Annotated in this window: 17 protein-coding genes; 7 read left to right on the forward strand and 10 right to left on the reverse strand. The window is 64.7% G+C overall.

Going from position 1 to position 13678, the window contains the following annotated elements; translation table 11 throughout:
- Positions 1-120: 120 nt before the first annotated feature.
- Positions 121-603, reverse strand: a complete 483-nt coding sequence (locus tag CCK88_RS17695; RefSeq protein ID WP_086471863.1) for a VOC family protein — start codon at positions 601-603, stop codon at positions 121-123.
- A 157-nt stretch (positions 604-760) separates the two neighbouring features.
- Here CCK88_RS17695 and CCK88_RS17700 point away from each other — a divergent pair, with 157 nt between their 5' ends.
- Positions 761-1213: a hypothetical protein gene (locus CCK88_RS17700; protein WP_244557578.1), complete on the forward strand. Its 453-nt coding sequence runs from the start codon at positions 761-763 to the stop codon at positions 1211-1213.
- A 6-nt stretch (positions 1214-1219) separates the two neighbouring features.
- Here the strand turns inward: CCK88_RS17700 and CCK88_RS17705 are convergent, their stop codons facing one another.
- From CCK88_RS17705 to gloB, 3 genes are all read right to left on the reverse strand, one after another.
- The gene (locus tag CCK88_RS17705) at positions 1220-1480 is read right to left on the reverse strand and encodes a hypothetical protein (protein ID WP_086471864.1); all 261 of its coding nucleotides are present in this window, start codon (positions 1478-1480) and stop codon (positions 1220-1222) included.
- A gap of 131 nt (positions 1481-1611) precedes the next feature.
- Positions 1612-2151, reverse strand: a complete 540-nt coding sequence (locus CCK88_RS17710) for a GNAT family N-acetyltransferase (protein ID WP_086471865.1) — start codon at positions 2149-2151, stop codon at positions 1612-1614.
- The gene (gloB, locus tag CCK88_RS17715; protein ID WP_086471866.1) at positions 2151-2918 is read right to left on the reverse strand and encodes a hydroxyacylglutathione hydrolase; all 768 of its coding nucleotides are present in this window, start codon (positions 2916-2918) and stop codon (positions 2151-2153) included. The genes CCK88_RS17710 and gloB overlap by 1 nt, the downstream gene beginning before the upstream one ends.
- Before the next feature lie 102 nt (positions 2919-3020).
- On the opposite strand from gloB, the gene CCK88_RS17720 reads away from it, so the two are divergent.
- The 3 genes from CCK88_RS17720 to CCK88_RS17730 all read left to right on the forward strand — a co-directional run bounded on the left by CCK88_RS17720 (position 3021) and on the right by CCK88_RS17730 (position 5895).
- Positions 3021-3752: a class I SAM-dependent methyltransferase gene (locus CCK88_RS17720; protein ID WP_086471867.1), complete on the forward strand. Its 732-nt coding sequence runs from the start codon at positions 3021-3023 to the stop codon at positions 3750-3752.
- Between the two features lie 80 nt (positions 3753-3832).
- Complete coding sequence (gene hisC / locus CCK88_RS17725) at positions 3833-4927, forward strand: histidinol-phosphate transaminase (protein WP_086471868.1); 1095 nt, start codon at positions 3833-3835, stop codon at positions 4925-4927.
- Positions 4924-5895: a prephenate/arogenate dehydrogenase family protein gene (locus CCK88_RS17730; protein WP_086471869.1), complete on the forward strand. Its 972-nt coding sequence runs from the start codon at positions 4924-4926 to the stop codon at positions 5893-5895. The genes hisC and CCK88_RS17730 overlap by 4 nt, the downstream gene beginning before the upstream one ends.
- Before the next feature lie 57 nt (positions 5896-5952).
- Here CCK88_RS17730 and CCK88_RS17735 read toward each other — a convergent pair whose 3' ends face one another.
- Positions 5953-6924: a DUF2125 domain-containing protein gene (locus tag CCK88_RS17735; protein WP_086471870.1), complete on the reverse strand. Its 972-nt coding sequence runs from the start codon at positions 6922-6924 to the stop codon at positions 5953-5955.
- 130 nt (positions 6925-7054) lie between these two features.
- Between CCK88_RS17735 and CCK88_RS17740 the strand changes: the two genes are divergently transcribed.
- Positions 7055-7606 carry a gamma-glutamylcyclotransferase gene (locus tag CCK88_RS17740; RefSeq protein ID WP_086471871.1) on the forward strand — a complete coding sequence of 184 codons (552 nt, stop codon included), beginning with the start codon at positions 7055-7057 and terminating at the stop codon, positions 7604-7606.
- Here CCK88_RS17740 and CCK88_RS17745 read toward each other — a convergent pair.
- The 4 genes from CCK88_RS17745 to CCK88_RS17760 all read right to left on the reverse strand — a co-directional run bounded on the left by CCK88_RS17745 (position 7594) and on the right by CCK88_RS17760 (position 10516).
- Positions 7594-7935 carry a hypothetical protein gene (locus tag CCK88_RS17745; RefSeq protein WP_086471872.1) on the reverse strand — a complete coding sequence of 114 codons (342 nt, stop codon included), beginning with the start codon at positions 7933-7935 and terminating at the stop codon, positions 7594-7596. The genes CCK88_RS17740 and CCK88_RS17745 overlap by 13 nt on opposite strands.
- A gap of 119 nt (positions 7936-8054) precedes the next feature.
- Positions 8055-8867, reverse strand: a complete 813-nt coding sequence (locus CCK88_RS17750; RefSeq protein WP_086471873.1) for a lysophospholipid acyltransferase family protein — start codon at positions 8865-8867, stop codon at positions 8055-8057.
- A 64-nt stretch (positions 8868-8931) separates the two neighbouring features.
- The gene (locus tag CCK88_RS17755) at positions 8932-9861 is read right to left on the reverse strand and encodes a cell division protein FtsX (RefSeq protein WP_086471874.1); all 930 of its coding nucleotides are present in this window, start codon (positions 9859-9861) and stop codon (positions 8932-8934) included.
- Positions 9854-10516 (reverse strand): cell division ATP-binding protein FtsE, encoded by a 663-nt coding sequence (locus CCK88_RS17760; protein ID WP_086471875.1) that lies wholly within the window; start codon positions 10514-10516, stop codon positions 9854-9856. Before CCK88_RS17760 ends, CCK88_RS17755 begins: the two co-directional genes overlap by 8 nt.
- 212 nt (positions 10517-10728) lie before the next feature.
- Between CCK88_RS17760 and CCK88_RS17765 the strand changes: the two genes are divergently transcribed.
- Positions 10729-11736: a zinc-ribbon domain-containing protein gene (locus CCK88_RS17765; RefSeq protein ID WP_170926544.1), complete on the forward strand. Its 1008-nt coding sequence runs from the start codon at positions 10729-10731 to the stop codon at positions 11734-11736.
- Between the two features lie 9 nt (positions 11737-11745).
- Positions 11746-12153 carry a response regulator gene (locus CCK88_RS17770; protein ID WP_086471877.1) on the forward strand — a complete coding sequence of 136 codons (408 nt, stop codon included), beginning with the start codon at positions 11746-11748 and terminating at the stop codon, positions 12151-12153.
- 131 nt (positions 12154-12284) lie between these two features.
- Here CCK88_RS17770 and lysA read toward each other — a convergent pair whose 3' ends face one another.
- On the reverse strand, positions 12285-13544 hold the full coding sequence (gene lysA / locus CCK88_RS17775) for a diaminopimelate decarboxylase (RefSeq protein ID WP_086471878.1): 1260 nt from the start codon (positions 13542-13544) through the stop codon (positions 12285-12287).
- Positions 13545-13678: the final 134 nt, after the last annotated feature.

The raw sequence follows: 13678 nt of genomic DNA on the forward strand, positions 1-13678 counted from the left end.
TTCAGGGGGAGGCCAGGTAGGGGTGCCTCTGGCTACCGGCGCCCTTAATCGGCACCCTCGCCACTCGAGCGCAGCTCTCACTTGAACCTCGCCACTGGCGAGGTTCACCCTGCGGGACGCTCAGGAGCCGCGTACCGCCGCTTCGATCTTGGCGACGTCGATCTTTTTCATGCTCATCATGGCTTCGAAGGCGCGCTTGGCCGGCTCGCCGCCCTTCTGCATGGCTTCGCCCAGAACGCGGGGGGTGATCTGCCAGGAAATGCCCCATTTGTCCTTGCACCATCCGCACATGCTTTCCTCGCCGCCATTGCCGACGATGGCGTTCCAGTAGCGGTCGGTTTCTTCCTGGTCTTCGGTGGCGATCTGCATTGAGAAGGCTTCCGAGTGCTTGAACGTCGGGCCGCCATTTAGGCCGATGCAGGGGATGCCCATGACGGTGAATTCCACGGTCAGAACCGCGCCGGCACTGGTCGAGGGATTGTCGCTGGGCGCGCGATAGACGCCGGTCACTTCCGTATCGGGGAAGGTCCGGGCGTAGAAATTGGCCGCTTCCTCCGCTTGCGTGTCATACCAGATGCAGATGGTGTTCTTGGCGAGAGCCATGTTGTGTCTCCTCTGATGTCGCCGTCCTGTTGAACGGTTTCCATCTTTCCGACGTTCGACCCTTCGCCATTTAAACAGCACCCGACATCAATTTCACGCCCTTCCGCATCACGATGGCCTCTGGCATGGTGCGCACACAAACCGGAGACCGGACGACATGACCGAAACCGTTGTGATCCCGACGACCCACGCGACACGCCGGCGCGACAATGGCTTCATCGTCCCGCTGCTGGTCGTGCCGCTGGTGCTCTACAACCTCGTGGTCTTCCTGTTTTTCGGCGGCAATCCGGTCAACTGGGGCGCCGGGCTGTTTTCCATTCCCATGCCATCGGGCATGCCCTGGGCGGTGACGGCAGGCGACCTGCTTCTGGTGCTGGGCATCGTCATGCTCTTCATCGAAGTCCTGAAATCCACAGGTACGGCGCGCAATTCCATCATCGAGCACATGCTCTCCATGGTGGTCTTCGTGGTCTTCCTAGTCGAATTCCTGCTGGTGGGCGCAGCCTCCAGCTCGGTCTTCTTCCTGCTGATGGTGATGAGCCTGATCGATGTGGTCGCCGGCTTCACGGTGTCGATCACCAGCGCCAGTCGCGACGTCTCAATGAACTGAGGTCGCTCAGGCGACCACGGTCTTGCGATAACCCTGCGGCATGCGTTTTTCGCTGAGGCGCGCCGTCTGGCCATAGGCGCCGACGGCGCCTTCCGCCGTGCCGATGCGACGGGCGCGTTGCGTCGGCATCTGCGCCCTTGCGGCAATAAGCTGGCTGACAAAGGCGGCGGTGGGGGCGCTGAAGGCCAGTGACGGACGCGGGGTCGCCGGCTCCTGCCGCACGGGCAGGTCGATCGAAGGTGTTCCGCTTTGCTCCAGATCCGACATCGTGTGTACCATTTCGGGCCGCGCTGTGCCGGAATGGCACAGGATGCGCAGGCTGATACCTCCATAGAGGCAATCGCCATGCCAGACGGTAACACTTTATTAACGAAGTTCGATCCGCAATCGTGATCGGTTCACAGCGTAAGCTGCATCACATGGCGTCGCGTGCCCTCGCGGCCGGCTTCGGAAAACCCGGCTTTGGCGAAGGCGGGCACAAAGCCCATATGCCGATAGGAGGGAGATTGCGGGTCCACCGGATAGGCCTCGAGGAGGCGCGCCTTGCGCTTGCGCGCATAGGCGATGGCGCCTTCGATCAAACGATGGGCCATGCCCTGGCCGCGCCGGGCGCGGGGAACGAACAGGCAGGTTATCGACCAGACGCCGTCCGTCTCCGCGGTCCCTCCGAGCTTGCCGAACGCCGTCTTGGGGGCCATCGATACCCAACCCACCGGCTCTCCTGCCGCATAGGCCAGGATGCCGATGGGAACCTTGCGCGCGACGCGTCCCAGGATTTGCTTCCTGCGCTCGGGGCTCTTGCTGTTGCGGATTTCCTCGGCTGTTGCCCGGAACGCCATGCACCAGCACCAGTTCGGGCCGCCTTTCGCCCCAAACAGTTTTTCGAAATCACCGACATTGCTCGCCGTTACCGGCTTGAATGTCAGTGGGTCGGACATCAGAAGGTGTCCTTGCCCTTGCGGATGGCGGCAAAGACGTCGGCAGGATCGGCGCCCTCCAGCCCGAAGTGACGGGCCAGCTCCGGCGCATCGGCGCGCATGAAGGGATTGGCACGCTTGTCCTCGCCCAGCTCGAACGGAATGGTCGGCCGGCCACCGTTGCGCAGCGCGTCAACGACATCGGCGCGTTGACGCAGGGCCTTGTTGTCGGGATCGATGGAAAGGGCAAAGCGTGCATTGCTTTGCGTATATTCGTGCCCGCAATAGACCAGCGTGTCGTCGGGCAGCGCGCGCAGGCGCTTGATGCCATCCCACATGGGGCCGGGTGTGCCCTCGAACATGCGGCCCACACCCAGCGAAAACAGCGCATCTGCGGAGAACAGGTGCCGCCCGATCGGGTCGTGGTAGACGATGTGACCCAGCGTGTGGCCGGGGGTCGCGATCACGTCGAAGCGGGTTTCGCCCACTTCCACCTGGTCGCCATCGCCCACGAGCACGTCGAGCCCCTCGATCTTGTCGGCTTCGGCGCGCGGGCCGGTCACTCTGACGCCGAACGCGGCCTTGAGTTCGGCGATGGCTTCCACATGGTCGACGTGATGATGGGTGATCAGGATGTCGCTCAGCGTCCAGCCCCGCGCCTCGAGCGCCCTGCGGATCGGTGCTGCCTCAGGCGCATCGATCGCCGCGGTGCGTCCGGTCGCCTCGTCATGGGCGAGATATCCGTAATTGTCGCTGCGGGCGGGAAAGACGTCCACGATCAGGCCCATCTTCGGGTCTCCTTCTAAACACGTGGCTGCAAGCTAGGGAGTGAGGCCAGCAATGACAATGCCGGATTGGACAAGTTCACGAGGCTTTGGCAAGCTTGCCGCATGACCAGCGATGTCGCCCGCCTGATCGAATTCTACAAGTCTCCCCTGGGGCGATTGTCGCGCGCGCTGGTGCGCGAGCAGGTTGTCGACCTGGCCGGCGACGTCAAAGGCCGCCGCGTTCTGGGGCTAGGCTTTGCCACGCCCTATCTGCGGTTCGCGCTGGAGCCGGCCGAACGGGTCCTCGCCTTCATGCCGGAGCGTCAGGGCGCATCGTCATGGCCGCGCGAAGGCCCGTCGCGCACCGTGCTCTGCGACCCCATGGAGATGCCGCTCACCGATGCGGCCATCGATCTGACCATCGCCATCCATGCGCTCGAGCATATCGCCGATGCCGAGGAGCTGATGCGCGAGCTGTGGCGCATCACCGCGCCCAATGGCCATCTTCTGCTGGTCGTGCCGCGGCGGCGAGGCATCTGGGCGCAGCGCGACAACACGCCGTTCGGCCAGGGCAATCCCTATTCCGGCGGGCAGCTCGACAAGCTCCTGCGCGATCATTCCTTCGTGCCCGAAGCCTGGCGCGATGCGCTGTTCCTGCCGCCGTTCCAGACGCGGCTGGTCCTCAGGTATCCGCGCTTTTTCGAGCGTTTCGGTCGCCTGTTCGGTCCGGCGATGAGCGGCGTCATCTGCATCCGTGCCCGCAAGGAAGCGTTTCCGGCCGTTCCCCGCCGCAAGCGCGAGGCGCGCTATGTCCGGGTGCCGGGCATGAGCACGGCTACGGCACGATCCGGCTAATCCAGCGAGAGAGCCTTTGCCTTTGCGGCGCGCTTTGCCTATGGTCCGGCCGGCTTTTCCTGCCTGTCACGAAGTGCGTCATGACTGCTCCCAATCGTCCGCAGCCGCAACCCGGCATCCTCGATATCGCGCCTTACCTCCCCGGAAAGTCCGGCAAGCCGGGCAGCAAGGCAATCAAGCTTTCGGCTAACGAATCTCCCCTGGGCGCAAGCCCCAAGGCTCTGGCGGCCATGGTCGAGGCGGCGTCGCATCTGGAAATCTATCCGGAAGGATCGTCGCGCGTGCTGCGCGAAGCGCTCGGCGAGGTTCACGGTGTCGATCCCGCCCGCATCGTTTGCGGCAATGGCTCGGACGATCTTCTGCACCTTCTGGCACAGACATATCTGGGCGAGGGCGACGAAGCGGTCATGAACCGCTATGGCTTCTCGGTCTATCCGATCATTACCAAGGCGGCCGGCGCCAGCATCGTGATGGTCGATGAGGACGATTACCGCGCCGACGTGGATGCGCTGCTCGGCGCCGTCACCCCGCGCACCAAGGTGGTTTGGCTGGCCAACCCCAATAATCCCACCGGTACCTATCTCACGAGCGCCGAGGTGGCGCGGCTCCATGCCGGGCTGCGGCCCGACATCCTGCTCGTCATCGACAGCGCCTATGCCGAATATGTCACCGCCGCCGACTACTCGGTCGGGCTCGACCTCGTCGGCGCACACGACAATGTCGTCATGGTCCGCACCTTTTCGAAGATGGGCCTTGCGGCGGCGCGCATCGGCTGGATGGTGGGCCCCGATCACGTGGTCGATGCCATCAATCGCATCCGGGGGCCGTTCAACGTCAACCTGCCGGCGCAGATGGCCGGCGCCGCTGCGGCCCGCGACGTGGCTTTCACCGCCGAACTCAGGCGGCACAATGCGCACTGGCGCGAGTGGCTGACGACCGCGCTGTCGGGAAACCGCATGCGGGTCATCCCCAGCCAGGCCAATTTCGTCATGGTGCTGTTCGACAGCCCCGAAACGGCAGCGCGCGCTTTCGAAACCCTGGCGGATGCGGGTTATATTGTGCGCGAAATCGGCCCGTCTTACGGAATTCCTCAGGCATTGCGGATTTCGATCGGCTCGGAAGCGGCCATGCGGGCCGTTGCCGACGTGCTTGGCTCCATGGATCTCGGCAAATGACCGTACACTTCAAGAAGCTCGCCCTTATCGGCATCGGTCTCATCGGCTCTTCCATCGCGCTCGCCGCGCGCCGCCAGGGTTTGGTGGAGGTCATCTCCATCGCCACGCGCCGGCAGGAAACCCTGGATGAAGCCCGCGAATTGGGGCTGGGAGACATTTACACGCTCGACGCCGCCGAAGCGGTGCGCGGCGCAGATCTCGTCATTCTCTGCGCGCCCGTGGGTGCCTATGCCGCGCTGGCGGCATCAATCGCACCGGCGCTGGAGCCCGGCGCGATCCTGTCCGATGTCGGCTCGGTCAAGGAACACGTCGTCAAGGTGGTCGGGACCTATGTCCCGGCTGGCGTCAGCTTCATTCCCGGCCACCCCATTGCCGGCACAGAACATTCCGGTCCGTCCGCCGGGTTCGCCGAGCTCTTTGCCGGCCGCTGGTGCGTGCTGACTCCGGTCGCCGGGGTGCCGCAGTCCGATACCGACAAGCTTGCCGCCTTCTGGCAGGCCATGGGCTCGATGGTGGAATGCATGGATGCAGCCCATCACGACATGGTCCTGGCCATCACCAGCCACATCCCGCATCTGATCGCCTACAATATCGTGGGCACCGTGGCCGACCTCGAAACCGCAACGCAGTCGGAAGTCATCAAGTTTTCCGCCTCGGGCTTCCGCGATTTCACCCGTATTGCCGCCTCCGATCCGGTGATGTGGCGCGACGTCTTTCTCACCAACAAGGAGGCCGTGCTCGAAATGCTCGGCCGCTTCAACGAGGATCTCTCGATGCTGCAGCGCGCCGTGCGCAATGGCGACGGCGCGGCGCTCGAGGCCATGTTCACCCGCACCCGCGCAATCCGCCGCTCGATCATCAATGCTGGTCAGGAAACGGCGGCGCCCGATTTCGGCCGCCCGCACGAAGCGCCCCCGGTGCCGGATGCGGCACCCGTGAGGGATCATGGTGGCGGCGACGATGCCTGAGGGCAAACGTCCCCTCATCCGGCCCTGCGGACCACCTTTCCCCGATGGGGAGAAGAATCAGAACAGCGGCGCCAGCTGGGCGATCGGCACCAGCCCTGACGACAGGGCGCCATTGGCGAAATTGATCTGGTTCTTGTGCCGCCCGTCTTCGCCGGGAACGCCCAGCACCAGAGTGCGCCACGGCTCTTCGATGAACGGGCCGATGCGCTCGGCCACGCCGATGGAATCGATGGCGATGCTGCCCACCGGATAGCCTTGCGGATCGAGAGCCAGGTCTCCGGTCGCCGTCAGGTCGGCGGTGCCGTCGCTGGCGCGAATACCGACGACGCGCAGCGTGCCGCCAGCCTGTTGCCAATCCTGCAGGAAGGGCACGGCGCCCCAGTTCCTGATGTCGTCGGGCAGGGCGCTGATCTCCAGCTCTACCTCGGCATTGGTCGCGGCGACCGCCATGCCGGGGGCCTCGACATCCTGGGCCCGCAGATAGCCGGCAAGCGCCGCACGGCCGGTTTCGGCATTGTGCTGTTCGGGTATGTCGAGCAGGTGCATTTCGATGGCTGGCGATTTTGCGATCAGCGTCTCGCCGAACAGGCGATCGTTCCAGGCAAGGTCGGTGCCCGATACCGAGAGGCGGGCGATGCGCCAGTTGTCGAGCCGCACGCTCGCGTCGAGCAGCGACCAGCTGATTTCCTGCTGCAGGCCGGTAAAGGCGTCGGAAAGGGTGGCGGGGCCGCGCGCCGAGGCCACGACATGGGTCGGGCGCCAGACCATGACGCTGGCCCTGAGGCCGGGCACCTGCACCATCAGGTCGGCCGATACGACAGTGGCGTTCACGCAGTCGATGTCGAAGCGGAACGGAAAGCCCACGACGTTGAGCGTTTCGCACGTGACCTGCGGCGTGGTTTCGCCATCGGCCAGCGCCAGCATTTCGACCTGGCTGCGGACCTGGCCGGCAATGAAGTACCAGCCGGCCGTCCAGGCCAGCACCACAAACAGGACGAGCGTCCCTAGAATGATGATTCGCTTTTTCATGATCCCTTCTTACCCGCGCGAGCGCTTTGCCAGAAGCGGTTTGCAAGGTCGAAGCGCATGCCGCATGCTTGCCGCTGGCGCCCGACGCGGCTACCTTTGTGCATAACGTGTTGTGCTATGGCGAAGGCAAATGGATGTCGCTGCTGCCGATGGCAGGCATTGGGTATTCGGCTACGGTTCGCTGATCTGGAACCCGGGCTTCTCGTTTCTCAGCGCGCAGCTCGGGCTGTTGCGCGGTGCGCACCGCTCGCTTTCCATCATTTCGCATCACCATCGCGGGACGCGCGATACGCCGGGCCTGGTCTTCGGCCTGACGCGAGGCGGCTCGTGCCGCGGCATGGTGTTCGAAGTCGGCCCCGCGGCCTGGGCCGAAACGCGGGCCTATCTCGACGCGCGCGAGCTGGTGACGTCGGTTTATCGCGATGTGTGGCGGCCGGTCACCCTGTCGGACGGCAGGCGGGTGATGGCGCTGACCTACGTGGTGGATGAAAGCCACGAGCAGTTCGCAGGCCAATTGAGCGTGGAGCAGCAGCTGGCCATGATCCGCGCCGGCGTCGGCATTTCCGGGCGCAATGTCGATTACGTGCTCAACACGGCCCGGCATCTGGTGCAGCTGGGCATCCGCGACAAGGCGCTGATGGCCTTGGCGCATCAGCTCGATGCCGAGGGTCAGGCGGCCTGAGCCACGACGACCGGCGCCGGCACGGCCTGTTCGAGATCCCAGATCGTCGCCAGGCGATCCTCGGGTGCATCGAGCCGAAATACCCCGTTCGCACAATCGAGCGCCAGACGGAAACGGCTGCGGCTGATGGGATCGGCCACGAGATCGGCGGTCGAGCCGACCCACAGAACCTGTCGCCCCTTGGCGATGACGTAGAGATCGGCTTCGGTCATGGCGAAGGTGTCGAGCGGTTCGCTGCGCAGCGCATAGTCGCGACCGGACTGGCCCAGCCAGTGCGTGGTCACCATGTGCCGCGTCATCGCCCGCGAAAGAAGTTCCTGATGCGCCATGGTCCCGTTCCCCTGCGTCCCCAGAAGAAGAACAAAAATAGAACAAATTGGTTGTATCGTCAACCTCCTTTTGCAGGAGGTGCTATACCTATGGGTCTGTTCGGGTCTGGCGTCAATATCTAGTGGTTTGCTGTGTTCCGCGCGGCATCGGCACGCGCCCTCAGGGCATCGTCCAGCGGCCGACCGATGCCCTGGTCGATGGCTTCCAGCGTCAGCCGCGTCGATTCGGGTTCGATGGCGTCCTTGAGCCGCTGCATGAAGGTCTCGGCGTCGAGTCCCGGCTCGATTGCGGGCAGAAAACGGCCGCGCGCCGTGCCGGGCCAGATGACGAGGCTGTTGCGGCCCCAGAAGAGCCCCGAATTCAACGCCACCGGCACCACGGGCACGTTGAGCTCGGTATAGAGCCGCACGATGCCCTGCCGGTAATCGGGTGCCCCGAGGACCGGCTTTCGCGTGCCTTCGGGATAGATGACGATGCGGCAGCCGCGATCGATGGCATCGCGGGCCTGCGCGATCATGTTGGGAATGGCCTGCGCGCCCTTGCGCCGGTCGATTTCTATGCAATCGAGCGAATGGGCCGCCCAGCCGAAGAAGGGGATGCGCATCAGCTCCTTCTTGGCGATATAGGCCGGCCGACCGGTATGGGGGAAAATCGCGAAAATGTCCCAGTCCGACTGGTGTTTGGAGGCGATGATGCAGCCGCCGGGCGGGATATGTTCGGCGCCGTCGACCGCGGTGCCCATGCCCGCGATGATCCGCAGATACTGTATGTTTGACCAGCACCAGAAGCGGGCGATGGCCCAGCCGAAGGGTGTGCGCCCTGCGATGACGCCGACAGTACCCGCCAGAATGGCGAGGATCACGGTTTGGCCCAGGAAGACCACGTAGAACACGATCGTGCGGATTGCCTGAACCGCGGCCTTGATCGACATATATCCCCCTCGGATGTTGCGGCCTTTCTCCCGGCGGCCCCGCTCCCCGGCCAAGCCCTTGTTGTTACGAGGCTTCGCTGAGATAGCGCCGTACCGTCACCCTTGATGTGACCGCCGTCAACACGGCAATCACGGGAACCACGGCCAGAACGAAAGCCATGCCGTCCCAGCCGAGCAGGAACTGGCCGAACAGCACGCCGACCTGCGCCGTCGCCTCGCTGGGGAGGACGCTGCCGGCCGCCGTACCGATCAGCAGAAAGAACAGGATCGCCAGCAGTGCGCCGAGAAAACCGCCCTGCAGGCCGATGGACAGGAAGCGGCCCTGGAATTCTCCGGCGATGAATTTGTTGGAAGCGCCGATGAAGTGCAGCACGTCGACGATTTCGCGGTTGGTGGCCATGGCGCCGCGCGTTGCAAAGACAATGGCGAGCACGGTGGCTACCCCGATCAGGCCCAGCACCAGAAGGCCCGAGAGCACGACCGTACCGGCCATGGTATTGAGCTGCTGCCGCCAGGCAGCATGAGTGTCGAGGCTGGCGCCGTTGATGGCCTGGAGGTTGCGCTGCAGCTGGTCGATATCGGCATCGGCCGGGTCGGACAGCTGCACGACGATCAGCCTGGGGATGTCGATGGCGGACAGGTCGAGCCCCGCGCCGAGCCAGGGCTCGAGCAGGGCCTGGCTTTCCTCGATGGTCAGCGCGCGGGCGCCGGCGACGCCCGGCGTCGACTGGGCCAGCGACACGGCGGTGCGCAGATTGCTTTCCATCACCTCGCCCTCGACCGGGCGGATCTGGATGGTGAGTTCGCGGCCCACGTCCGCGGACCAGGCGATGGCCGATTTCTGCACCAGCACGACGCCACCCAGCGTCACGGCCGACAGGAAGGCCATGATGGTGATCAACAAAAGAAGCGTGCGGCCCGCGACGCTTTTTTCCGGAACGATGGGGGCCACCCCGGCGCGGCGGGGCAGGAAGCTCAGCACTTGCCTAAGCATGAACGGTCAGCTCCCCCTTGTTGAGCACCATGCGCGGATAGGGAAAGCGGTCGAGCAGCGGCAGTTCGTGGGTCGCCAGGATGATGGTCATGCCCAGCGTGCGATTGAGCTCGGCGAACAGATGCACCAGACGGCTCGACAGATCGGGGTCGACATTGCCCGTGGGCTCGTCGGCCAGGAGGATCTTGGGCCGGGCAATCACGGCGCGGGCAATGGCGGCGCGCTGCTTCTCGCCGCCCGAGAGCAGCGTGGGCAGGGCGTGCATGCGTTCCCCCAAGCCCACCCATTCAAGCAGTTCGGTCACGTTGGGCCGATATTCGCTCTCGGGCTGGCCAAGCACGCGCAGCGGCAGCGCGACGTTCTCGAAGGTCGTCAGGTGGTCGAGCAGGCGGAATTCCTGGAACACGATCCCGATATGCCGCCGCATCTGCAGCAGGCTGTCCTGGTCGAGATTGCCGACATCCTCTCCGAACATGGTGACCTTGCCCCGGCTCGGACGAACCGAGAGCAGCAGGAGCCGCAGCAGGCTGGTCTTGCCGGCGCCCGATGGCCCGGTCAGGAAGTGAAACGAGCCGGGCTCGATGAAGAAGTTGAGGTCTTTGAGGATTTCGGGGCCATTGCCGTAACGCAGGCCTACATCGGAAAACTCGATCAAAAACGGGTGCTCCCCAGCTCGTCCGTTGGCTTTGGCTGCACAGCGGCGAATCAGCTTGTGCGGCCATCATAGCAGCGTGAGCAAGTCCCCGCGGCATGGGCGGCCCATTGGCCGGGGGAAAGCGGCACAATTTTGGTCATGGACGGGGTTTGAGGAGTTTTAACCCGCAAGGGGATAGGGTCGGGGACCTGTCCGGGATCCCGCGCCGCCTGATGATCATCACCTGTCCGCATTGCCAGACCAAGTACCAAGTGACCTATGAGGCCATCGGGTCTGCCGGTCGCAAGGTGCAGTGCGCGCATTGCCATCAGGCCTGGACCCAGGACCCCAGGCCGCAAAGCGTCAAGCCGCCGCAACCGCCTGCGGCAAGCGCCGCCGATGACGCACTGTTCGATGCCATCGCCGAGGATGCCCTCGATGAAGCGATGGTTGCCGAGGCAGCCGCCGCCGAGCCGCCGAAGCCCGCGCCGACCTCCGAACCTCCTGCCAATGCGGGCAAGCCCATCCCGCCGATCGATGCCGCGACCCTGCGCAAGCAGCAGGTCGAGTTCAACCGGCGCCAGAACGCCATGAGTTCCAGCCTGCCCCTGGCCAAGGTCCGGCGCGCCGCGCGCGTCTCCGGCATCGTCATCCTGGCCGGGATCGTCGCCGTGGCCTGGTTCGGCCGCAGCGCCATCGTCGAGCGCTATCCCGACATGGCCGGATTATACGAGGCCGTCGGACTCGGCGTGAACGTCGTCGGCCTCGAATTTTCCGATCTGGCGACGCTCAAGTCGCTTTCGGGCGGCAATGACGTTCTCAGTGTCTCGGCCCAGATCGTCGGGCTGTCGCCCAATCCGGTGCCGGTGCCGCCCGTTGTCATCAGCCTTCTCGACGAGAGCGGTCACGCGGTCTACGAGTGGAGCGTGCAGCCGCGCGTAAACGACCTGATGGCCGGCGAGCGGGCAACCTTCGACACGCGCCTGTCGTTGCCTCCCAGCGAGGCCGTGCGCGTCAGGCTCAGCTTTGCGGGCAAGGGTGCGACATCAGGCGAGCGAACCGCGGCCGCCGAAAGCGTGACGGCGACAGGCGATGGAGGCGCCGCGCCCAGCCACGCGGCGCCCGTCGATACCCACCAGGATCAGCCGGAGGCGGGGCATGCCGCCCCTGCATCCGAACCTCAAGACCACGCAGCTGAACCGGCCCATGCGCCGGCGCCGGCTGCGGCAGACCACCACTAGGAGCCCTCAATGGCCCGCATCCTCGTCGCTGAAGACGATCCGTCCGTTCGCGCTTTCGTCGTGTCCGCCCTGACCATGAAAGGTCATGAGGTCGTGGCCGAGGAAGACGGAGGCCTTGCTGCCGAAACCATGGATGCCGAAGGCGGGCGTTTCGATCTGCTGCTGACCGATATCAAGATGCCGGTCATGGATGGCATCGCGCTGGCGCTGCAGGTGGGCGCGACCTATCCCGATGTCACCATCCTGATGATGACAGGCTTTGCCGACCAGCGCGAACGCGCCCACGGCCTCGACGCGCTGATCTACGACGTGATCGCCAAGCCCTTCACCCTGGCGGACCTGCTCGCCAAGGTCGACGACGCCCTCAATGGCGTTCCTGTCGAAGTGGTGTCCCTGGCGCGGCGCTCGCTGCAGTAGGAAAGAACCCCCACCCAACCTCCCCCTGAAGAAGGGGGAGGGGTGCTTCCGTGGTTGCCTGGAGACCTGCCCGAAACTCGATCAGTCCCTCCCCCTTCTCCAGGGGGAGGCTAGGTGGGGGTCAGAGACCCTCAAACCCAGTCGGGCACTGAATCCAGCGCCAGCAATTCGTCCAGCGACTTGCGCGGGCGGATTACGTGCCAGCGTGCGCCATCCACCAGGACCTCCGGGATCAGCGGGCGCGAATTGTAGGTCGAGGCCATCACCGCGCCATAGGCGCCGGCGCTCATCACGGCGAGCAGGTCGCCTTCCTTCACCCCGGCTATCGTGCGCCCCTTGGCGAGGTAGTCTCCGGTCTCGCAGACCGGGCCGACAATGTCGCCGGTGATCGGGGGCAGGTTGGATGCGTTGACCGGCTGAATGTCGTGATGCGCCTCGTAGAGCGTGGGGCGAATGAGGTCGTTCATCGCCGCATCGACGATGATGAAATCGGCCTCGCCTTCCTTCACATATTCCACCTTGGTGACGAGGATGCCGGCATTGCCGACAAGCAGGCGACCCGGTTCGATCACCAGCGAGCAACCGAGCTGTCCCACCTTGTCGCGCACCACGGCGGCATAGGCCGTGGGGTGCGGCGGCGCGTCCTCGTCGACATTATAGGGTATGCCGAGGCCACCCCCGATATCGACATGCTCGATCGTGTGCCCGTCGGCGCGCAGGGCGGTCACGAGGTCCGCCATCAAGCCGAAGGCATTGCCGAAAGGCTCGAGGTCGACGATCTGCGAGCCGATATGCATGTCGACGCCGACCGCCTTCACATTGGGCAGCTGCGCGATGCGGGCATAGACTTCGAGCGCGCGCTTGTAGGGAATGCCGAACTTGTTTTCGCTCTTGCCGGTCGAAATCTTGGCATGGGTGCGCGCATCGACGTCGGGATTGATACGGACCGAGACATGGGCCGTCTTGCCCATGCTCGCGGCGACACGCGAGAGCCGCTCGAGCTCGGGTTCGCTTTCGAGATTGAAGCACTTGATGCCGACCTCGAGGCCGCGGCGCATTTCCGCTTCGGTCTTGGCGACACCGGAAAAAACGATCTTTTCGGGAGCAATGCCAGCCGCCAGGGCGCGTTCGAGTTCCCCAAGCGAAACCACGTCGGCGCCGCAGCCTTCGGACGCCATGAGCTTCAGGACCGCCTGGTTGGAATTGGCCTTCATGGCATAGGCCATCAGCATCGGGATGCCGTCGAAGGCTTCGCGCACCACGCGGACATGTCGGCGCAGCGTCGCGCTCGAATAGACGTAGAACGGGGTTCCGACCGTCTCGGCCAGGTCGTTGAGGTCAACGTCCTCGGCAAACAGAACGCCATCGCGATGATTGAAGTGGTGGACCATTTTTATTCCCCGGGTGTACCCACACCCACGGCGTCACCCCGGCGCAGGCCGGGGTCCATGTCCGCTCACCTCCGCCCGTCGAGAGGTTGCAGTTTCGCGCATGGATTCCGGCCTTCGCCGGAATGACGCCGTGG

The sequence above is a fragment of the Devosia lucknowensis genome, assembly GCF_900177655.1.
GTDB classification, from domain to species: domain Bacteria; phylum Pseudomonadota; class Alphaproteobacteria; order Rhizobiales; family Devosiaceae; genus Devosia; species Devosia lucknowensis.

Coding starts and splice junctions, on each gene's coding strand:
- CCK88_RS17735 (WP_086471870.1), bottom strand. CDS start 6,924: ATGAAAAAGCGAATCATCATTCTAGGGACGCTCGTCCTGTTTGTGGTG.
- CCK88_RS17745 (WP_086471872.1), bottom strand. CDS start 7,935: ATGGCGCATCAGGAACTTCTTTCGCGGGCGATGACGCGGCACATGGTG.
- CCK88_RS17705 (WP_086471864.1), bottom strand. CDS start 1,480: ATGTCGGATCTGGAGCAAAGCGGAACACCTTCGATCGACCTGCCCGTG.
- lysA (WP_086471878.1), bottom strand. CDS start 13,544: ATGGTCCACCACTTCAATCATCGCGATGGCGTTCTGTTTGCCGAGGAC.
- gloB (WP_086471866.1), bottom strand. CDS start 2,918: ATGGGCCTGATCGTGGACGTCTTTCCCGCCCGCAGCGACAATTACGGA.
- CCK88_RS17720 (WP_086471867.1), top strand. CDS start 3,021: ATGACCAGCGATGTCGCCCGCCTGATCGAATTCTACAAGTCTCCCCTG.
- CCK88_RS17765 (WP_170926544.1), top strand. CDS start 10,729: ATGATCATCACCTGTCCGCATTGCCAGACCAAGTACCAAGTGACCTAT.
- CCK88_RS17740 (WP_086471871.1), top strand. CDS start 7,055: ATGGATGTCGCTGCTGCCGATGGCAGGCATTGGGTATTCGGCTACGGT.
- CCK88_RS17695 (WP_086471863.1), bottom strand. CDS start 603: ATGGCTCTCGCCAAGAACACCATCTGCATCTGGTATGACACGCAAGCG.
- CCK88_RS17730 (WP_086471869.1), top strand. CDS start 4,924: ATGACCGTACACTTCAAGAAGCTCGCCCTTATCGGCATCGGTCTCATC.
- CCK88_RS17755 (WP_086471874.1), bottom strand. CDS start 9,861: ATGCTTAGGCAAGTGCTGAGCTTCCTGCCCCGCCGCGCCGGGGTGGCC.
- CCK88_RS17700 (WP_244557578.1), top strand. CDS start 761: ATGACCGAAACCGTTGTGATCCCGACGACCCACGCGACACGCCGGCGC.
- hisC (WP_086471868.1), top strand. CDS start 3,833: ATGACTGCTCCCAATCGTCCGCAGCCGCAACCCGGCATCCTCGATATC.
- CCK88_RS17770 (WP_086471877.1), top strand. CDS start 11,746: ATGGCCCGCATCCTCGTCGCTGAAGACGATCCGTCCGTTCGCGCTTTC.
- CCK88_RS17710 (WP_086471865.1), bottom strand. CDS start 2,151: ATGTCCGACCCACTGACATTCAAGCCGGTAACGGCGAGCAATGTCGGT.
- CCK88_RS17750 (WP_086471873.1), bottom strand. CDS start 8,867: ATGTCGATCAAGGCCGCGGTTCAGGCAATCCGCACGATCGTGTTCTAC.